The organism is Lignipirellula cremea (assembly GCF_056501455.1).
In genome coordinates this window covers 5,922,348-5,939,710 of record NZ_CM151415.1, presented here as the reverse complement: position 1 = coordinate 5,939,710, position 17,363 = coordinate 5,922,348, and the positions used below count along the sequence as shown (strand labels likewise).

General features: G+C 65.4%; 14 protein-coding genes. 3 read left to right on the top strand and 11 right to left on the bottom strand.

What is annotated here, in order from left to right:
- Window positions 1–129: 129 nt before the first annotated feature.
- From SH602x_RS23345 to SH602x_RS23330, 4 genes are all read right to left on the bottom strand, one after another.
- Complete coding sequence (locus tag SH602x_RS23345) at window positions 130–1,632, bottom strand: hypothetical protein (protein WP_479474561.1); 1,503 nt, start codon at window positions 1,630–1,632, stop codon at window positions 130–132.
- A 224-nt stretch (window positions 1,633–1,856) separates the two neighbouring features.
- Window positions 1,857–2,570 carry a hypothetical protein gene (locus tag SH602x_RS23340; protein WP_479474560.1) on the bottom strand — a complete coding sequence of 238 codons (714 nt, stop codon included), beginning with the start codon at window positions 2,568–2,570 and terminating at the stop codon, window positions 1,857–1,859.
- Window positions 2,571–2,573: 3 nt separating this feature from the next.
- A complete protein-coding gene (locus SH602x_RS23335; protein WP_479474559.1) occupies window positions 2,574–3,038 on the bottom strand; it encodes a hypothetical protein in 465 nt (154 codons plus the stop codon).
- Window positions 3,039–3,249: 211 nt separating this feature from the next.
- The gene (locus tag SH602x_RS23330; RefSeq protein ID WP_479470720.1) at window positions 3,250–4,377 is read right to left on the bottom strand and encodes a hypothetical protein; all 1,128 of its coding nucleotides are present in this window, start codon (window positions 4,375–4,377) and stop codon (window positions 3,250–3,252) included.
- 335 nt (window positions 4,378–4,712) lie between these two features.
- Between SH602x_RS23330 and SH602x_RS23325 the strand changes: the two genes are divergently transcribed.
- A complete protein-coding gene (locus SH602x_RS23325; RefSeq protein ID WP_479474558.1) occupies window positions 4,713–6,101 on the top strand; it encodes an outer membrane protein assembly factor BamB family protein in 1,389 nt (462 codons plus the stop codon).
- A gap of 441 nt (window positions 6,102–6,542) precedes the next feature.
- Here the strand turns inward: SH602x_RS23325 and SH602x_RS23320 are convergent, their stop codons facing one another.
- The gene (locus tag SH602x_RS23320) at window positions 6,543–6,827 is read right to left on the bottom strand and encodes a DNA-directed RNA polymerase subunit alpha C-terminal domain-containing protein (protein ID WP_479470723.1); all 285 of its coding nucleotides are present in this window, start codon (window positions 6,825–6,827) and stop codon (window positions 6,543–6,545) included.
- A 582-nt stretch (window positions 6,828–7,409) separates the two neighbouring features.
- On the opposite strand from SH602x_RS23320, the gene SH602x_RS23315 reads away from it, so the two are divergent.
- The gene (locus SH602x_RS23315; RefSeq protein WP_479474557.1) at window positions 7,410–9,764 is read left to right on the top strand and encodes an ATP-dependent helicase; all 2,355 of its coding nucleotides are present in this window, start codon (window positions 7,410–7,412) and stop codon (window positions 9,762–9,764) included.
- 18 nt (window positions 9,765–9,782) lie between these two features.
- On the opposite strand, the gene SH602x_RS23310 is transcribed toward SH602x_RS23315, so the two are convergent.
- The 6 genes from SH602x_RS23310 to SH602x_RS23285 form a co-directional block, all read right to left on the bottom strand.
- Window positions 9,783–10,118, bottom strand: coding sequence for a hypothetical protein (locus SH602x_RS23310; RefSeq protein ID WP_479470725.1), 336 nt, complete (start codon window positions 10,116–10,118; stop codon window positions 9,783–9,785).
- Between the two features lie 49 nt (window positions 10,119–10,167).
- Window positions 10,168–11,730, bottom strand: a complete 1,563-nt coding sequence (nhaD, locus tag SH602x_RS23305; protein ID WP_479474556.1) for a sodium:proton antiporter NhaD — start codon at window positions 11,728–11,730, stop codon at window positions 10,168–10,170.
- Between the two features lie 318 nt (window positions 11,731–12,048).
- The gene (locus SH602x_RS23300) at window positions 12,049–12,480 is read right to left on the bottom strand and encodes a hypothetical protein (RefSeq protein ID WP_479470727.1); all 432 of its coding nucleotides are present in this window, start codon (window positions 12,478–12,480) and stop codon (window positions 12,049–12,051) included.
- A 65-nt stretch (window positions 12,481–12,545) separates the two neighbouring features.
- Window positions 12,546–13,451, bottom strand: a complete 906-nt coding sequence (locus SH602x_RS23295) for a DUF1559 family PulG-like putative transporter (RefSeq protein WP_479474555.1) — start codon at window positions 13,449–13,451, stop codon at window positions 12,546–12,548.
- A 214-nt stretch (window positions 13,452–13,665) separates the two neighbouring features.
- Window positions 13,666–14,577: a DUF1559 family PulG-like putative transporter gene (locus SH602x_RS23290; protein WP_479474554.1), complete on the bottom strand. Its 912-nt coding sequence runs from the start codon at window positions 14,575–14,577 to the stop codon at window positions 13,666–13,668.
- 210 nt (window positions 14,578–14,787) lie between these two features.
- On the bottom strand, window positions 14,788–15,714 hold the full coding sequence (locus tag SH602x_RS23285; protein WP_479474553.1) for a DUF1559 family PulG-like putative transporter: 927 nt from the start codon (window positions 15,712–15,714) through the stop codon (window positions 14,788–14,790).
- 200 nt (window positions 15,715–15,914) lie between these two features.
- Here SH602x_RS23285 and SH602x_RS23280 point away from each other — a divergent pair, with 200 nt between their 5' ends.
- Window positions 15,915–17,360, top strand: coding sequence for an oxidoreductase (locus SH602x_RS23280; RefSeq protein WP_479474552.1), 1,446 nt, complete (start codon window positions 15,915–15,917; stop codon window positions 17,358–17,360).
- Window positions 17,361–17,363 lie beyond the last annotated feature (3 nt).

Here is a 17,363-nt window from a genome sequence, read left to right as displayed (position 1 = left end):
TCCACGAAAAACGCTCCGCAGGAAAGACCTGCGGAGCGTAGCGATCGTCGGGGCGACGGTTTTTTCCGTCGATTGTCGTCCGCCCGCTCGTCGATGAAGAGCGAGCAAGACGGCACGGCAGCACGCTGATCAGCGAGCCGACTGCCAGAGGTTCTCGTCGAGCTGCGTGACGCCGTCGGTCGCAGGAGCGAAGCTCGGCGCCGGGGCAGCGAAGCCGCTCTGCGAAACGGGATAGTCGACGGCCACCTTGGCGGTGGTGTGGGCGACGGGAGCGTCTTCGATCAGACGCAGACCCGTGGTCTCGATGGCCGGGCTGTTCTCGATGGCTCGGGGCGTGTCAGCCGAAGCCAGCGAGGCGGACACCGGAACGATCGAGGCCGGGGTCTCGACCCGGAAGCTGGCCGCCATGACCGGAATCCGGTCGTCGAACGCCGGGCGAACGCCGACCGGCGGAAGCGAAGCGGTCTTCGCACGCGGGTCCAGCAACGGCGGAGCGAGCAGGCGACCGTCGCGGTCGCGAGTCTCCGGATCCCGCATCGGGGCGACGCCGAAGGCCGAGGCTTCCGCGTTCGCATCCGTCGCCGCTGAATGCAGGTTCATCGGAAGCGACGACGAGTCGAAGGGACGCACCGTCGGGACGCCGAACTGCAGATCGGATTCCGCGCGGATCGGACCGGGGGTGACGTTCGATTCGACGCGAACCTCGGGAGCCGAGAGCGACAGCGACGAGTTGCCGTAGTTCGTGCTGTACGAAGTCTCCGGCAGGCCGAGCGAGTTGCCGTCGATGCGAGGCGCTTCGTTCCCGCTCAGCGTCGGACGGCTGTCCGCCGGAACCGTGCTCGCGCCCGGGTAGCTACCGGTCGAGCCGTTCGAGTAGGTCGAGGTCGGGTTGCCCACCAGGGCGCCCGTTCCGACCGGGGCCGACGAAGCGTGCGAACCGCACGAGCAGGAGCTCGAAGGCTCGACGATCGTCGTCGTGGAGGGGCCGAACGTGGTGGTCGTCGGAGCGCTGAACGTCGTCGTCGGCGTCGAGCTGAAGCTGGACGTCGGAACGCTGAAGCTGGTCGTCGACGGGCTGCACGCGTTGCACGAGGTGCACGCGTTCGTGGGGCAGCTCGACACCGGCGGCAGGAACGTCGTCGTGGTCGGCGTCGGGCAGGTCGGGGCGGGGCAGAAGGTCGTCGGCGGCGAGAAGACCGTCTGCACCGGCAGCGAGAACGACGTCTGCGGCTGCGGGCAAGTGTTGCACGCGGGCGCGGCGACCGGCATGAAGTTGGTGATCGGGACGCGATTGACCTGGTTCGCCTGCGAGTTGCAGCCGAACAGCCCGCCGCCGAACAGGTTCGGGCGGTAGGAGGTGACCGGGACGGCCTGCGTCGTGGTGGCGAAGTTGGTGACCGGCATCCAGGTCACCTGCGGACGCTGGGCCACGACGGGCGTGGCGCAGGCGCCCGGCATGAACGACGTCTGCGGCGCGTAGAACGACGTGTACGGCGCGTAGTAGGCCGTCGTCGCGTCGTTGCCGCCCCAGAGCCAGTTGAACAGGCCGCAGGCGTGCGCCGACGAGGGGAAGAAGCCCCATCCCCCGGCGAGCGCCAGGCAGGCGTAAGTGGTGACGCGTCGGAAGGACATGACAGCCTCGACAGTTTTAGAAGAGCCGACGATCTACATTCGCGGTTTCACGGCTAGCTTAGGACGCGTCGCTTGAGGCGAATAGCGAAAATCGAAGAACGATTCCTGCTGATCGCCCGCGAAAGATCGTGTCGTACCGCGCACGGGATCCTTTACGGATTGACGGGCGTCAGGGGTCGCGGAAAACGATCCCCTTTTACGGTACGCAGCCGGCGAAAGAGGGTTCACTCGCCCGCGAAATCGCTACGATCGCCAGCGTCGTCGCGACCCGATTTTTCGGTCGTTCGATCGGCGATCGGCGTCTCAGGGGCCCGCGAGACAGGAGCAGTTTCCGCGCCGACTTCAGGCATTTCGATCGTCTTCGCCCGGTAGAGATCGAAGAGGTCGAACAGCGTCTCGCGCAGGTCGCCCTTGCGCCGCGCGAAGGCGGCCCGGACGTCGTCGTCGCTGACGATCCCCTGCGGATCGAGATGCCGCGCGATGGCCACCGCGTCGCGTTCACGCGGGACCAGTTCGCACAGCGTCGGCAGACCCAGGTCCGTATGGGTCGTGATTAGAAGACCTGAGCCGTGCTTGGTCGCCTTAAAAATCAGGCCGCGCCGTCGCAGCCAGGAAAGCTGCTCCGCGCCGTCCACGACGACGACGGATCGATCGGTCCAGGGAAGCGCCTTCTCATATTCCGCAGGCAGGCGCCGGTCGCCCAGATGCAGCGTGATCGCATGCACGTCTTCGCCCCGGTCGCGCAGTTCGCTGACGATCGTCGCGAGCAGCGTCGACTTGCCGACGCCGTGCGGCCCGAGGATCTGCGCCCGGCGGCCGAGTTGCTCGAACCGTTCGACCAGTTCTTCGATCGAAGGGGTTTGCAGCGTCAGGTAGGTCGCCGCGTCAGGGCGGACGAATCGCGTCGCGAATGGGTTGCTGGCGTCGACGTCGACCACCGCTCAGCCGATCCCTTCGTCGTCGACGACCGTCTGCGATTCGACATCTTCCGTCTCCGGCTCCGGTACGGGCGTCGCGGGCGGAACCGCGCCGAGTTGAAACGGATGATCGAGCGAGGCCATCCGGTTCCGCTCTTTGCCGCGGGAATAGAAGACGCGCACGCGGACGCACCAGCGGATCGAAAAGAGCGCCCCGGGGTAGCTGAGCGGGCTGTTGGGCAGCGTCACGCGGACGCGACGCATAGGGCGCAGGTCGCCTTCGGGATCGTCCGCGGGGACGCGACGTTCGAAGTAATGAACCGCCATGTCCTCGTCGCCTTTCCCTTCGGCGTACCACAGGACGGACGATTCCACCGCCTGGATCCGGTCGGCGTCGAGGGCGTCGACCTGATATTCCCACTCCAGTTCCTCGCCCGGCTGATAGGCCCGGCGGGGCTCGCGAAGGGTCAGGCTGAGAAGAGGTTCCATATCGACGCGGCTGCGCGGCCTGACACGAACGGAAGCGACGGTCATCGCTGATTCTCGTCTAGGAGCTTCGCCGACGCAAAGACCGGCTTCAAAGGGAGAGGGGCGGCAGTTCGCGGAATCGCCCGGTTATGACGAGCGATTCGCGGGCGGGACAGGGAAGGGCGGCAGGGTCGTTCGTCGGACGAACTCTCCCTCCGGCCCCGCTTTTATGCTAGCTCCGCTGATGGAAGGCGGCGACGTAGCGGCCGCGAAGGGGCTGGTGCGTGGCCTGACGTTCGTCAGCCTCGTGACGCACCGGCTCCCGCTTGCGCTGCGGCGGGAGCGGATGGACCAGAACCGGGTACGACCGGCGAAACGCGGGCCAGGACTTCGGTTCGGCGTCGACGATCAGGCGCCACCGGACGACGTTGTGATTGGCCTGGAACGAGTGCATCGCCGACGCGGGCGTCTTCAGTTTGAACAGCAGGCTGAGGGGTCGACCCGGCGTCGCTTCGACGTCGAACGCCTCGAGCAGGGTTTCGTCATGCACCGCCCGGCGCTCCTGCCGCAGGTCGGTCCCCTGGCGATAAATGGCCTCTTCCTCGCAGACCAGTCGGGCGACGATCCGCTTGAACGCGACCTGTCCCTGCTGAATCAGGCAGGCGTCGCACTCCGTGCCGGGCAGCATCGGGGCGGCGTCGACTTCGCAGATCGTGGGCTCGATCGCCACGTGCTGGGCCAGAGCGCGGACGAACAAATACGACGCGATCGCGCCGATGACCAGGAACGCTACGGAGACGCACGTGATCAGCGGCGCGAACTGGCCCAGCGACCAGAGTTGCAGCGTGACCATCGTCAGGATCACGGCCGTCGCGTCCCACACGACGCAGAATCCGGCGGAAATCCAGAGCTTCCAGCTTTCCGGCGACAGCGTCGGCAGTCGATACGCGAGGCGGGTGCCGGGGCTGTCGGAGATGAACTCCTCCCGCGGCACCGACGGATAGTCGTCTTCCAGGCGCTGCTTCTTCAGCAGCAGTTCCTGCCGGGCGCGAACGCCGAAGGAACTGCGCCGTTCCGCCGAGACGTTGAGGGACAACAGCAGTCGCCAGGCGCCCCACAGCCCGATCCCCATGAAGGTCAGGCTGACCGCGGCGAGAAACGACAGTCCGAGGTAGAAGAACGCCCCGCCTTGCCAGGGAAAGCCGATCGCCAGCGACGTAATCGTCGCCGTCAGGCACAGCGATCCCACCAGCAGCATCGCGGCGAAGAAGACCGCCTCGCCGACGCTTGCCGTTCGCGAGGAGATCGTGTGACGATCGCCGCGCTTCTTGGGATAGTAGAATCGGATCCAGCGGGACAACGTGGTCGCCTTCCACTGACGGACTTTCGGAAACTCCCGCGGCCGATCCGAGCCCGCCCCGCTCATAGAGACACGGGCAGAGCGGCTTCGTCGGCGAAATGCGGGAAACTCCGTCGCTAATTAGCACTATAGCCTTCTTAGCGAGTCGTGGGGAATCGACAATCTGCGGCTGCGACGGGCTGTTTCCCGGGCGGACGACGCCCCAACCGCTACCCGCGAACGCATCCCTAAGGGAGCGCTTATCGCGTAACCGCAGCGCCTCGTTCGCCGAAGACTCCCGGATTCGAAGCGCCGCGCAGGTTCAATGTCAGTGCGACACGCACTAAGGAGCTAGGATGATCCCCTACCGAATGGCTGCGGCGCCCTGGCGTCGATTGGCGTTGACCGTGCTCGTGATTTCGACGGGCCTGGCAGGCGTCTCGACGCAGGTCCGTGCCGGCGACTGGCCGCAGATTTTAGGACCCGATCGGACCGGAGCCGCGACGGGCGAGGCGTTATTCGCTGACGGCGACATCGTCTGGGACCGTCAGAAGGCGGGCCCGACCGGCGCTCCGCAGGCGCTCTGGTCGCAGGCCGTCGGCGCCGGCTATGCCGGACCGGTCGCGAAGGACGGCGTCGCCTACCTCCTGCATCGACAGAAGGACTCGAACCTTCTGCACGCCTTCGACCTGGCGAGCGGCAAGGCGTTATGGAGCGTCGGCTTCCCGGCGACTTATCAGGGAACCATCGATCCGGACGAAGGACCGCGGGCGACTCCCGTCGTCGTGCCTGATCCGGGCGACCCCGATCGCGATCTGATCGTCTGCTTCACCGCCGAAGCGGATATGCACGTCGTCCGAACCCCGTCTGCGAGCGAAAAGCTGGGCACGGCAGGGAGCGAGCGCGGCGCGATCGTCTGGTCGCGGAAGCTCGGCGAGCAGTACCGCATCTTCGACAGTTACTTCGGCGCCGGCAGTTCGCCGATCGTCGTCGGCGACCGGATCCTGGTGAACCTCGGGGGCCGCGACGGCGCGGGGATCGTCGCGCTCGATCTGGTCACCGGCAAGACGCTCTGGAAGGCGACCGACGAGCAGGCGAGCTATAGCTCTCCGATCGCGGCGAAGGTCGGAACTCGCGACGCCGTCGTCTTCGTCACGCGGCTTTCGCTGCTCGGGATCGACCCGGCCAAGGGGGACGTGCAGTTCACGACGCGGTTCGGCCAGACGGGTCCGACGGTCAACGCCGCCACGCCGACGATCGTAGGGAAACGGATCTTCGTCACGGCGAGCTACAACCTCGGCTGCCGCCTGGTCGACGTCTCGGGTCCCGAACCTGTGGATGTCTGGGCGAGCGAGCGCACGCTGTCGAGCCAGTACGCCACGCCGATTTTGCACGACGGCTATCTCTATGGCTGCGACGGGCGCGAAGACCAGGGCGCCATCGATCTGGTCTGTCTGCGCGTCGAAGACGGCAAGGAGATGTGGCGCGAGTCAGGCGAGGGGATGACGCACCTGATTCGCGTCGGCGACGAGGCGCTCGGCCTGAACGTCGACGGAACGTTGACGCAGTTTCCGCTGAGCCCTGCGGAGTATGGCCCCGTCGCGAAGGCGAAGCTCGCGAAGCCGAGTTGCCGCGCGCTGCCCGCGCTCAGCGACGGCGTCCTGCTCGCGCGGCAGACGGACAACGAAGGGGGGGCGCTGATCGCGCTTCGCGTGGGGCCTGCGGTCGCGAAGAGCGAACGATAGCGACCGATACGCGAGCGGCGCCGTTCGCGAGAAGAGCGCGAAAAAAGTCTCCGGAGCGCCGAGTCCGTGGCGCTTCGCCGATCAAATTCCTCGACCGCAGCGTTCGAGGAAGCCGATCCGGGCGAATTCGTTCGAGTCCGTGAACTATCCGGAGACGTTCGCTTCTAAGTCGTAGAAAGCATCAGTGCGAGAAGGGGCCGGGCGCCTTGATCCCTGGCGTGCGGAACGATCGCCGTCTTCGCAGCAGCTCGCCGAGGCTAGAGGCCTCGCCGATTTCGAAGATGGAGATCGACAGAGCAGTTGTCCGATTCTTGGACTTCCCGGACGCCCCTTCAGGTACCGTGCAATCGCGTGCGTTTCGTGCCTCCGCTTCCCGTCGGTCGTTCCGGCGTCGCGTCTTGCGAGGCAGGTTCCCGGCGGCGTCGAAGCGAAGGAAGGGGCTTAGCTCGCCGGCTGTTCTTCGGGTCGGCGCCACTGGCGATAGAACTTCACGCTCTCCAGCGCCTTGTAGACCTCTTCGAGCGTCTTGTCGCCGAAGTTCGAGATGCCCAGCAGACGATCGGGCGTGGTGTTGAGAAGGTCGCGGACGGTGTAGATGCCGCACTCCTCCAGGCAGTTGGTGGTGCGGACCGAGAGGCCGATTTCGGCCGTGCTCATGTCCAGTCGGCTGCCCAGCGTCTGGGCGTCTTCGTAACCCGGAGTCATACGCACGCGCGTCCGAGCCATCCTTCACTCTCCTGACAGGTTACTGACGCTGCATCGACAAGCAGATCGACCGTCGCCGAACGTCGCTTCGACATTCGATCGACAGCTTGTCGACCGTGCTTCGACGCGTTTTCCTCAACGACGACGGGCAGGATTTTATGCCATCGAGGTCGCGTTCCCCAAGTCGGTTTTCCAAGATTCGTCGGACCGCCTCTCTTCACGCTCGCTTAACCGTTCAGCCGCTAAGAGGTTCCGACTTCGAAGTTTTTCGAAGCATCGTCGATCGAAGCCGAATCGCGAACTTGCGAGCCGTGCTGGCGCCCCTTCGCTATCGCAACAGAACGCGGCGCTTGACCGGAAGCGTTCTTACGTTCCTGTGCATCGAGCAGAATCCCGTGTGCCATGGCTGGCCCGGTCATGCCTATGAGTCTCGTACGGTCCATGGCGCTCGTGGCTTGATCGCACACAAGGCTCGCTGAGCGGTCGGGCCTTCGATCCTGACGGCGTGCGACTGCCGCGAAGCTTCGCGAGGCGCTACAACGAACGCACGCTCTCGGCCCGGTACGGAACGCCGGCGCTTTCGCTTTCTCCGACGTTCGCCGCATGACGCTGAAGGATCCTCGCGACGCGCTGCTGGAGCGGCTCTCTCCGGCCCAGCGGGAAGCCGTCTCGCACGTGCAGGGGGCCATGCTGATCCTGGCAGGGCCAGGTTCGGGCAAGACCCGCGTCATCACGCATCGCATCGCCTACCTGCTGCACGAAGGCGTGCGCGATCGAGATATCCTCGCCCTCACGTTCACGAACAAGGCCGCGGAGGAGATGAATCAGCGCCTGAAAGCGCTGGTTCCGCACTCCCGCGTCTGGATGGGGACGTTCCATCGCTTCTGCGCGCGGATGCTGCGGGAGTACGCCCGGTTCGTGGGCCTGAAGGAGAACTACTCGATCTACGACGTCGAGGACGCTCACAAGATTCTGAAGACCGCGATCGAACAGTCGGGCGACTACCACTACTTCAGCGTCGACCAGATCGCCGGCGGCATCAGTTGGGCGAAGAACGCGCTGATGCGCCCGCAGGACTATCAGGCGCGAAAGGGCCACCCGTTAGGGCAGGTCGTGGCGGACGTTTACCCCAAATATCAGCAGTTGCTGCTCGAAGCGAACGCCGTCGACTTCGACGATCTGCTGCTGCACACGGCCTACCTGTTGCGGGAGCATGATCCCGTCCGGCAGCAGCTCGACGAACGCTACAAGTTCGTCATGGTCGACGAGTACCAGGACACCAACCTGGCCCAGTACGCGATCGCCCGAGGACTGTCGATCACGTATCCGAACCTGGCCGTGACGGGCGATCCGGATCAGTCGATCTACGGCTGGCGGGGGGCGACGATCCGCAACATCCTGGAGTTCGAAAAGGACTTCCCCAGCGTTCGCGTCGTGCGGCTGGAACAGAACTACCGCAGTTCGAAGGCCATCCTCCGCGTCGCCGACGAACTGATCGCTCACAACGTCAAGCGCAAGAAGAAGAGCCTCTGGACCGAGAACCCAGAAGGCGTCCCCGTCGCGCTGACGACGTACCCTTCGCACGCCGACGAAGCCGAGCAGATCGCGCGGAAGATCGGCCAGGCCGTGCAGGAGGGGCGCTCGCCTGCCGAGTTCGCGATCTTCTACCGCACGAACGCCCTGTCGCGGACGCTCGAAAAAGCGCTTCTCGAACGGGGCATCCCGTACCAGATCGTGCGGGGGCTGGAGTTCTACCAGCGCAAAGAGATCAAGGACGTCATCGCCTACCTGAAGCTGATCGCGAATCCCGACGATCGCATCGCCTTCCTGCGGGTGGTGAACGTGCCGACCCGCGGCGTCGGCAAGGCGACGACCGACCGGCTGCAAGGTTACGCGGAACAGAACCGCCTGCCGCTGCTCGCCGCGGCCCGGGACGAGGCGTGGCTCGCGACGCTCAACAAGCGTTCGGCTAACGCGGTGCGCAAGTTCAACGAAGTGATGGTCGCCCTGTCGCGACCGCGCGAGATCGGGATGGAGGATCTGATTCGCGACGCGATCGAACTCTCCGGCTATCGCGAAGCGCTGCTCGCGTCCGGTTCCGAAGAGGATCACGAACGCGTCGCCAATATCGAGGAACTCTGCTCCGCGGCGCGCGAGTTCGACGATCGCTTCCCGGGCGACAACACGCTCGAACGGTTCCTGGAACAGTCGGCCCTGGTCAGCGACACCGACGCCTTCGAGGGGGCGTCGGAGAAGGTGACGCTGATGACGCTGCACGCGGCGAAGGGTCTGGAATTTCCGACCGTCTTCATCGTCGCGGTCGAGGAGGGGATCTTGCCCCACGAGCGCAGTCGCGAGGACGCCGACCAACTGGAAGAGGAGCGCCGGCTGCTCTTCGTCGGCATCACGCGGGCGATGCAGGAGCTGCACCTGTCGATGGCCCAGTACCGCACCTTCCGCGGCAGGAACTATCCGACGATCCCGAGCCAGTTCCTGATGGAGCTTCCCCGGCAGGAGATGACGCTTCAGGAGCCGTCGCTTTCCGCCTACCAGCAGTGGGGCGGCTGGGGCGAAGCAAGTTCCGACGCCGACCCCTACGGCGACGATATCTACGACCAGCGGATCCGCACGAACAGTCCCAGCTGGCTGAAAGGTAAAACCAAGGGGGGCGACGATGCCCAGGTCGTCGACGACGGTTCGTTCGAGCCGGCGCCGGAGGAGTTCGGCGAAGCGCATCATGACGCCGGCGACTTCGACGCGATGGACGAACCGCCCACCCGCGTCGCGCCGGAGAGCTTCCGCCTGGGGATGACGGTCGAGCATCCCAGCTACGGCCTGGGACGCATCTCCAGCCTCAGCGGTCGCGGGCCGAAGACGACCGCCGTCGTCCGCTTCGACGACGCGTCGGAACGGACGTTCCGCATCGCCTTCTCGCCGCTCAAGCCGTACGCAGGTTGAGGCGGTCCGCTCTGCGAATCAGTAACGCCCTCGTCGACGTCGCGGGCGGGGGGCGAAGAGCCGTCGCCTGAGGAATACGAAGCCGATCCAGGCGCCGAGGCCGCAGAGTCCGGCAGGAAGAGCGGCGACGAGAATCATCCGCGCCGTCAGGCTCTCGTAGAAGCCGCCCGCTCCGAGCAGCATGGTCACGACGAAGAAGACGATCGCCGTCACGACCAGAGCCGCGACGCCCCCGCCGCGGACGCTCTTCCGGAACAGTTCGGGCGAGTCCTCCGCCAGTTCGCGAACCTGCGGCGGATCGGGGAGTTCCGGCTCCCACGCGGGCGGGCGATAGGGATCGTCGTCGAGATCCATGTCGCATCTCGACGATTCAGGATAGGCGTCGGGCTTGCCTCTGTGCGCCTCAACCGAGGATCTGACGGAGCGACTCGGGCAGGATCTCGAAGAAGGCGCCGGCGTAGTCTTCCATAAGGTACTCCGTCAGCAGGTAGGTGCCCACGCCTGCGAAATAACCGAGCAGCGCGAGCGGCGTGATTCGCTTCATGTACCAGACGAAGTCGATCTTCTCCAGGCCCATCGCGGCGACGCCTGCGGCGGAGCCGATGATCAGGGCGCTGCCCCCGGTTCCGGCCGTAAAGGCGAGAAACGTCCAGAACGGGTCGTCCGTCGGCATCGAGTACATCTCGATTCCGGCTGCCACGAGCGGGACGTTGTCGACCACAGCCGAAACGAGACCGATCACGATCGCGACGATCTCCAGATTGGGCACCGTCCGGTCGAGCCACTCCGCGAGGTCTCGCAGGATGCCTGTGGAGGAAAGGGCGCCGATCGCGAGCAGGATGCCCAGGAAGAACAGGATGCTGGTCGTGTCGATCCGCTTCAGCACCTCCACGACGTGCGTTGACGACCGAACGGTTTCGTGCAGGCTGTGTTTGACCAGTTCCGAAGCGATCCACATCACGCTCAGCGAGAGCATCATCCCCATGAAGGGGGGCAGGTGCGTCACGGTCTTGAAGATCGGCACCGCCAGCAGGCCGGCGAAGCCGAGCGAAAAGAAGAGCATCTGATGGAACGGTCGAACGTGCCGGCCCATCGCGCTGCCGAGCGAGTCTGGCGACTCGACGTCCCCCTTCAGCCGCAGCGAGACGGCGATCAGCGGCACGAGCAGGGAGACGACCGAGGGGAGGAATACCCAGACCATCGTGTGGCCCGGGGTGATCTTCTCCTTGATCCAGAGCATCGTCGTGGTGACGTCGCCGATGACGGTCCAGGCGCCTCCCGAGTTGGCCGAGATGATCACCATCCCTACGAACAGCAGGCGCGTGTCGCGCTCCTTGATGAGTTTCTTGAGCAGCGACACCATCACGATGGTGGTCGTGAGGTTGTCGAGCACGGCGGACATGAAGAACGTGAGCCAGCAGATGGCCCACAGCAACTTCACCTTGTTCCGCGTCGTGATGCGACTGGTGATGATGGAGAAGCCTTCGAACGCGTCGACCAGTTCGACGATCGTCATGGCTCCCATCAGGAAGAACAGGATGCTGGCGATCTCCGCGATCTGATGGAGAAGTTGCCCCTCCAGCAGGTACTCCCGCCGCAGATCGGTCGGGTGTCCCTCGGCATGCGTCGCCGCGACGTCCGAGGATTCCGCCGCGGGGGATGCTTCCGCGTCGGCGTCGTCCGTCGTCGAGGTTTCGACGGGGGCGATCGGCGTTCCTTCGATCTCGGCCGCGTCGTGCGTCCCCCCGCCCGGCTCGGAAGGCGCGGACGCGTGATGGTCGTGCTGCAGGCGGAACCACTCGGGCACGTCGGCTTCGCTCAGCACCTGCGGGTAGCCGATGGCGTAGATCGCCCAGAGCGTGACGCCCAGGAAGAGCGCGACCGCGGACTTGTCCATCCGCAGCGGATGCTCCAGCGCGATCGCCAGGTAGCCGAGAACGAAGAGGACGACGATCAGCGTGATCATGGGCGGGCGCTTCTCTTCGTCGCCGACGGGGTTTCGGCGGCAGGCTCGCGGAGGATGAAAATCGAGCCCGACCGCGCGCACCGGTCGCGCGACGGCGCCCGGGGCCTATTGCGCACGGGTCCTACGGCTCGAATATCGCAGAATCGCGCGGCTCCGACCTCGCGAGGCCACGCGGCTCAAGCGACATTGGTAGCGGAAGCGACGACGACTTCCCAGCCCCCAGGGGCAGCGTTCGCGGCATGAGCGTGCCGCGGAGAGCGTCTTCGCCGCGACTCCTGCAGGTCGCGACGGGTAACGACGTAGGGCGTCAGCCCGGGCTCACTCGCCGCCGCCGAACGACTGCACGAACGGCTTGCCGCCGTTCCAGGACAGTTCGACCTTGAGGTCCTCGGTCGGACCGTCGACCGTGACGGTGACGTCGGACTTCGCGAGGTCGGAATACTCTTGCGGAGCGTGCCACTTCTGCCCGCCCGGCTGCGGCTCGGTCGCGGTGACCGTCACCTTGTGGGTTCCGGTCACGACGCCGTCGTTCTCCTCGAACGTGGTCAAGGAGAACTTGCCGCCGGGACCGATCTTGCCGAAGGCCGCCTTCATGTCGGTCGGCACGACCATGATCGTGCCGTGCTCGACAGGTTCGCCGTCGATGGTGACCGTCCCGGAGACGGGCACCCGCGCCGGGCGGTCGTCGCAGCCGACGAAGAGGACCGTGACCAGAGCGGTCGAAACGAGAGCGGCAAGGATTCTCGACATGGCGATGAGACGAAGGGGAGAAGGAGCGGAAAACTGCCTCCGCGCGGCTGCCGCGCGAACGCTCGTTACGGAAGTTGAAGCGCTTCGCCTCCCGAACGCGTGGAGGCGGCGCGGTAGGTGATGAGATCGATGGTCTCGCCGACGAACCGGACCGAACCGTCGCCGAGCGCAAACTGCCCGCCGCCCGGGTGCCGCGACCGGAAGGCGCCGTTCAGTCCGCTGAACAGCACGCCCTGGCCGATCGCGGTGTTCAGCGGGTTCTCGGTCGTGCGCAACGAATCCATGTGCCGGGATCCGAACGCCCAGGTGTTGCGGTTTCCGGTGACGTGACCTTCGGAGACTTCGCCCAGGAAGATCGTGTTCGACGTTCCGTCGAAGCAGTCGGACAGTCCGAACGGCGTCGTGTAAATGAACACGCCGTCGTTGAAGTACTTGGTCGAGTCGCCCGAGCCGTTCGACGGCCCGATCGTTCCGGAGCAGAAGGCGTAGCTGGAACGACCGGTGACGATATTTCCTTCGCCGGCCAGATTGACCGGGCTCGATACGTCGGACGGGCAGACGACGAAGTCGGGCCGAAGGGCCACGACGTCGAGATTCTGCTGCGGCCAGGAGCCGCCCGAGATCTTCCACAGACCGACGTTGAAATCGATGCGATCGAACAGCGGTCCCTGTTCCACGAACGGCAGCAGGTGGACGAAGCCGCTGTTTCCGCGACGATCGATCGTCGGAGTCGCCGTGCAGACCGAGGCGCCGGAGCCGTCGCAGCCGAGTCGACCGGGCGGCATGAGCTTGTGAATGTCGTGATAGTTGTGAAGCGCCAGAACCATCTGCTTGAGCTTATTCGAGCAGGACGTGCGGTTCGCCGCCTCGCGGGCCGCCTGCACGGCAGGCAGGAGCAGCGCGACGAGCACTCCGATGATGGCGATGACGACCAGCAGTTCGACGAGCGTAAATCCAGAACGAGGGCGCACCAGCGCTCTCCTTTATCGACGGGAGAAGGTAACACGTAACGGGGTCGGCGAGAGAAAAGCCGGACCCCGAAGTATAGCCCTCGACCCGTGACAGGCGACCCCTGAAGCGGCATGGCGCTGCCTCCAGCGGCCCCGTCAACACGGGGGCGCCATCGGTGATCGTTCCCGTAGACGAGGGAACGCTACTCGCGTCAGCGACTCTCCGCAGCGTGCCTTACGGAAGCTGCAGCGATTCCTTCCCCTGACGCGTCGAAGCAGCCTGATAGGTCAGCAGGTTGACCGTCTCCGCCACGAAGCGGACGGAGCCGTCGCCGAGCCCGAACTGACCGCCGCCCGGATGCTGCGACATGAAGGCGCCGTTGTTCGCGGTGGTTCCGCTTCCGTAGATGATCCCCTGGTTGATCGGCGTGTTGAGCGGATTGTTCGTCGTCCGAATCGAGTGGGTATGGCGACCGGCGATGGCCCAGGCGTTATCGTTTCCGGGCTCGCCGCCTCGGGAGACCTCGCCCACGAAGATGGTGTTCGACAGACCGTCGATGCAGTCGGCGAAGGCGAGCGACGTCGTGTAGAAGAACATGCCGTCGTTGTCGTACTTCGTCTGGTAGCCGATGCCGTTCGACGGCCCGATCGTACCCGAGCACAGGGCGTAGCTCGAACGCCCGACCGGATGCGTGACGGTGAGGGTCTTGGGATTCGAGACGTCGCTGGGGCAGATCACGAACGCGGGGCGCGTCCCCACGACGTCGATGTTCTGTTGCGGCCACGACCCGCCCGCGATCTTCCACAGGCCGACGTTGAAGTTGATCCGGTCGAACAGCGGGCCCTGTTCGACGAAGGGCAGGATATGGACGAAGCCGCTGCTGCCGCGCTTATCGGTGTCGGGCGTGCCGGCACAGACGCCGGTCGTGACGCCGTCGCAGCCGAGGCGTCCGGGCGGGAGGAGCTTGTACGTGTCGTGGTAGTTCTGGAATGCGAGCGAAAGTTGCTTCAGGTTGTTGCTGCAGGAGGAGCGGTTGGCAGCCTCGCGTGCGGCTTGCACCGCGGGGAGCAGCAGGGCGACGAGCACTCCGATGATCGCGATGACCACCAGCAACTCGACGAGGGTAAAAGCGGAACGGGCGCGCATGACGACCCCCAGGGACGAGAGAGAGAACAGACGATAAGGCGAACGATTAGCCGCGTAAGCACGCGGAATGGGCATCTCGCATGCAATAACACGCTTGACGAAAATTAAGAATAGCGGCGTCGAAAGCCTTCCGCAAGGAAGGTTGTGGGCGTAGAACCCGACGAAGAGGCCCGGCGAAGCCCTCTTATCGTCGCGGGCGTCGACCGCGGATCAGGGGAGTTGCAGCGACTCCTTCTTTTGCCGGGTGCCCGCGGCGCGATAGGTCGCCAGGTCGATCGTCTCGGCGACGAACTTCACCGCGCCGTCGCCCATGCCGAACTGGGCGCCGCCCGGATGACGCGACATGAAGGCGCCGTTCAGGGCCTCTCCGTACGGCGAAGTCGTGACGCCCTGGCCGATCGGCGTGTTGATCGGATTTTCGACCGTGCGCTGGCACGATTGATGGCGGCCCCCTTCGCACCAGACGTTGCGGTTGTTGCTGATGTGGCCCTGGCTCACTTCGCCGACGAAGATCGTGTTCGACAGGCCGTCCGTGCAGTCGGAGAAGGCAAGCGCGACCGTGTAGAAGAACATCCCCGTGTTGTCGTACTTCGTCTGGTAGCCGATGCCGTTCGAAGGACCGACGTCGCCGGCGCACAGGGCGTAGCTGGAAACGCCCGTCTTCAGCGTGACGCCGCCGTCGGTGATGTCGATGAACTTCTGCGCCGGGCCGTCGGAGGGACAGACGAAGACGTCGGGCCGGAGCTTCAACACCTCCTGCGTCGCCGTCGGACACGATCCGCCGGAGACCTTCAGCAGTCCGACGTTGAAGTCGATCCGGTCGAACGCGGCGCCCAGTTCGATGAACGGCATCAGGTGGACGAACCCGCTGCTGCCGCGCTTGTTCGTGTCCGGCGTCCCCGCGCAGACGCCGGTCGTGACGCCGTCGCAGCCGAGCCGCCCGGGGGGAAGACTCTTGTGGGTGTCGTGATAGTTATGCGTCGCGAGCGCGATCTGCTTCAGCTTGTTGCCGCAGGAGGAGCGGTTGGCGGCCTCGCGAGCGGCCTGCACCGCAGGAAGCAGCAGCGCGACCAGGACGCCGATGATCGCGATCACGACCAGCAGTTCGACGAGCGTGAAGCCGGGACGGGTGCGCATGACGAAGCCCCAGGGAGTGCGATGAGGACGAGCGGAAGACGAGAAGAGCCGCGAAACGACGCGGATAAGACTATTCAGAGCGGCGACGCATCGAAGACATCTTTGACGATATCGCTCCTCCCGGCTTCCCGCAACTTTCATTCGCGCCCGAAAATAGGCGCCTCGATCGAACGTTTCGCTCTTCGTCCCGGCTCGCCCGCATGGCTTATCCCAAGATCGCCCAACTGAAGACCGTCGCCGCGTTTCGGGCCCGGCTGGAGGAACTGGGGCTCGAACTGCCGGTCGACGATCAGGCGTTGACGTCAACCGATAAATCCCCGCTGGCGCAACCGATCGCCGTCGGAGATTTCGTCGTCGGGAACCGCTGGTGCATCCATCCGATGGAGGGCTGGGACGCGAACCGCGACGGCAGCCCGTCGGAGAAGACGATCCGCCGCTGGCGTCACTTCGGCTTGTCGGGCGCCAAGCTGATCTGGGGCGGGGAAGCGGCCGCCGTGCAGCCCGACGGCAGGGCCAATCCCAACCAGACGCTCGCAGGCGACGTGAATGCGGGCGGCCTCGCGCGGCTGCTCGACGCCTGCGTCAGCGCCCATCAGGAGTCGTTCGGCACGACCGACGATCTGCTGGTCGGGCTGCAACTGACGCACTCGGGGCGCTTCGCCCGGCCGAATTCCAAGGCGCTGGAGCCGCGGGTCGCCTATCGTCATCCGATCCTCGATCGCAAGTTCGGCGTCGACAGCGACGCCCTCGTCTGGCGGGACGACGAGCTGCCGGGGCTCATTGACCGGTTCGTCGCCGCGGCGAAGACGGCGCGGGAAATCGGCTTTCGCTTCGTCGACGTGAAGGCCTGTCACGGGTACCTGTTTCACGAATTTCTCAGCGCCCGACGCCGTCCCGGTCCGTACGGAGGCGATCTGGCGGGCCGGGCCAAGCTGCTGCTGGATTGCGTAGCTGCCGTGCAGCAGGCGGTGCCGGACCTGATGGTCTTCGTCCGGCTGAGCGCGTTCGACGTCGTCCCGTATCAGCCGAGTCCCGACGTCGGCGGACCCGTGCCGTTCGATGACCTGCTTCCGTATGACTGCGGCTTCGGGACCGATGCCAGCGATCCGACGCGGATGGACCTCTCCGAAACGTTCGAACTGGTCAGCATGCTGCAGGCCGCGGGCGTGCCGGCGATCAATCTTTCCTGCGGGAGTCCTTACTACAACCCGCACGTGCAGCGACCTGCCATCTTTCCGCCGAGCGACGGCTACCTGCCGCCGGAGGATCCGCTGGTCGGCGTCGCGCGTCAGATTCACGCCGCGAAGGAGATCGCGACCCGCTTCCCCGATCTGCTGACGGTGGGGACGGGCTACTCCTATTTGCAGGACTACCTGCCGCACGTCGCGCAGGCCGTCGTCCGCGAGGGCTGGATCAGCATGGTCGGGCTGGGGCGGATGGTCCTCTCCTATCCGCGACTGCCGGCGGACGTGCTGGAAAAGGGCGAACTCGCCAGAAAGCTGATCTGCCGGACGTTCAGCGACTGCACGACCGCGCCTCGGAACGGCCTGATCTCCGGCTGCTATCCGCTCGACCCGTACTACAAGGCTTTGCCTGAGAACGAGACGATGAAGGGGATCAAAAAGGAGATGAAAGCCGAGGCGTAGGCG

Excerpts from the sequence above, each read along its gene's own strand:
- SH602x_RS23345 (WP_479474561.1), bottom strand. The coding sequence starts at position 1,632 with ATGTCCTTCCGACGCGTCACCACTTACGCCTGCCTGGCGCTCGCCGGG.
- SH602x_RS23335 (WP_479474559.1), bottom strand. The coding sequence starts at position 3,038 with ATGGAACCTCTTCTCAGCCTGACCCTTCGCGAGCCCCGCCGGGCCTAT.
- SH602x_RS23325 (WP_479474558.1), top strand. The coding sequence starts at position 4,713 with ATGATCCCCTACCGAATGGCTGCGGCGCCCTGGCGTCGATTGGCGTTG.
- SH602x_RS23320 (WP_479470723.1), bottom strand. The coding sequence starts at position 6,827 with ATGGCTCGGACGCGCGTGCGTATGACTCCGGGTTACGAAGACGCCCAG.
- SH602x_RS23315 (WP_479474557.1), top strand. The coding sequence starts at position 7,410 with ATGACGCTGAAGGATCCTCGCGACGCGCTGCTGGAGCGGCTCTCTCCG.
- SH602x_RS23310 (WP_479470725.1), bottom strand. The coding sequence starts at position 10,118 with ATGGATCTCGACGACGATCCCTATCGCCCGCCCGCGTGGGAGCCGGAA.
- nhaD (WP_479474556.1), bottom strand. The coding sequence starts at position 11,730 with ATGATCACGCTGATCGTCGTCCTCTTCGTTCTCGGCTACCTGGCGATC.
- SH602x_RS23300 (WP_479470727.1), bottom strand. The coding sequence starts at position 12,480 with ATGTCGAGAATCCTTGCCGCTCTCGTTTCGACCGCTCTGGTCACGGTC.
- SH602x_RS23290 (WP_479474554.1), bottom strand. The coding sequence starts at position 14,577 with ATGCGCGCCCGTTCCGCTTTTACCCTCGTCGAGTTGCTGGTGGTCATC.
- SH602x_RS23285 (WP_479474553.1), bottom strand. The coding sequence starts at position 15,714 with ATGCGCACCCGTCCCGGCTTCACGCTCGTCGAACTGCTGGTCGTGATC.
- SH602x_RS23280 (WP_479474552.1), top strand. The coding sequence starts at position 15,915 with ATGGCTTATCCCAAGATCGCCCAACTGAAGACCGTCGCCGCGTTTCGG.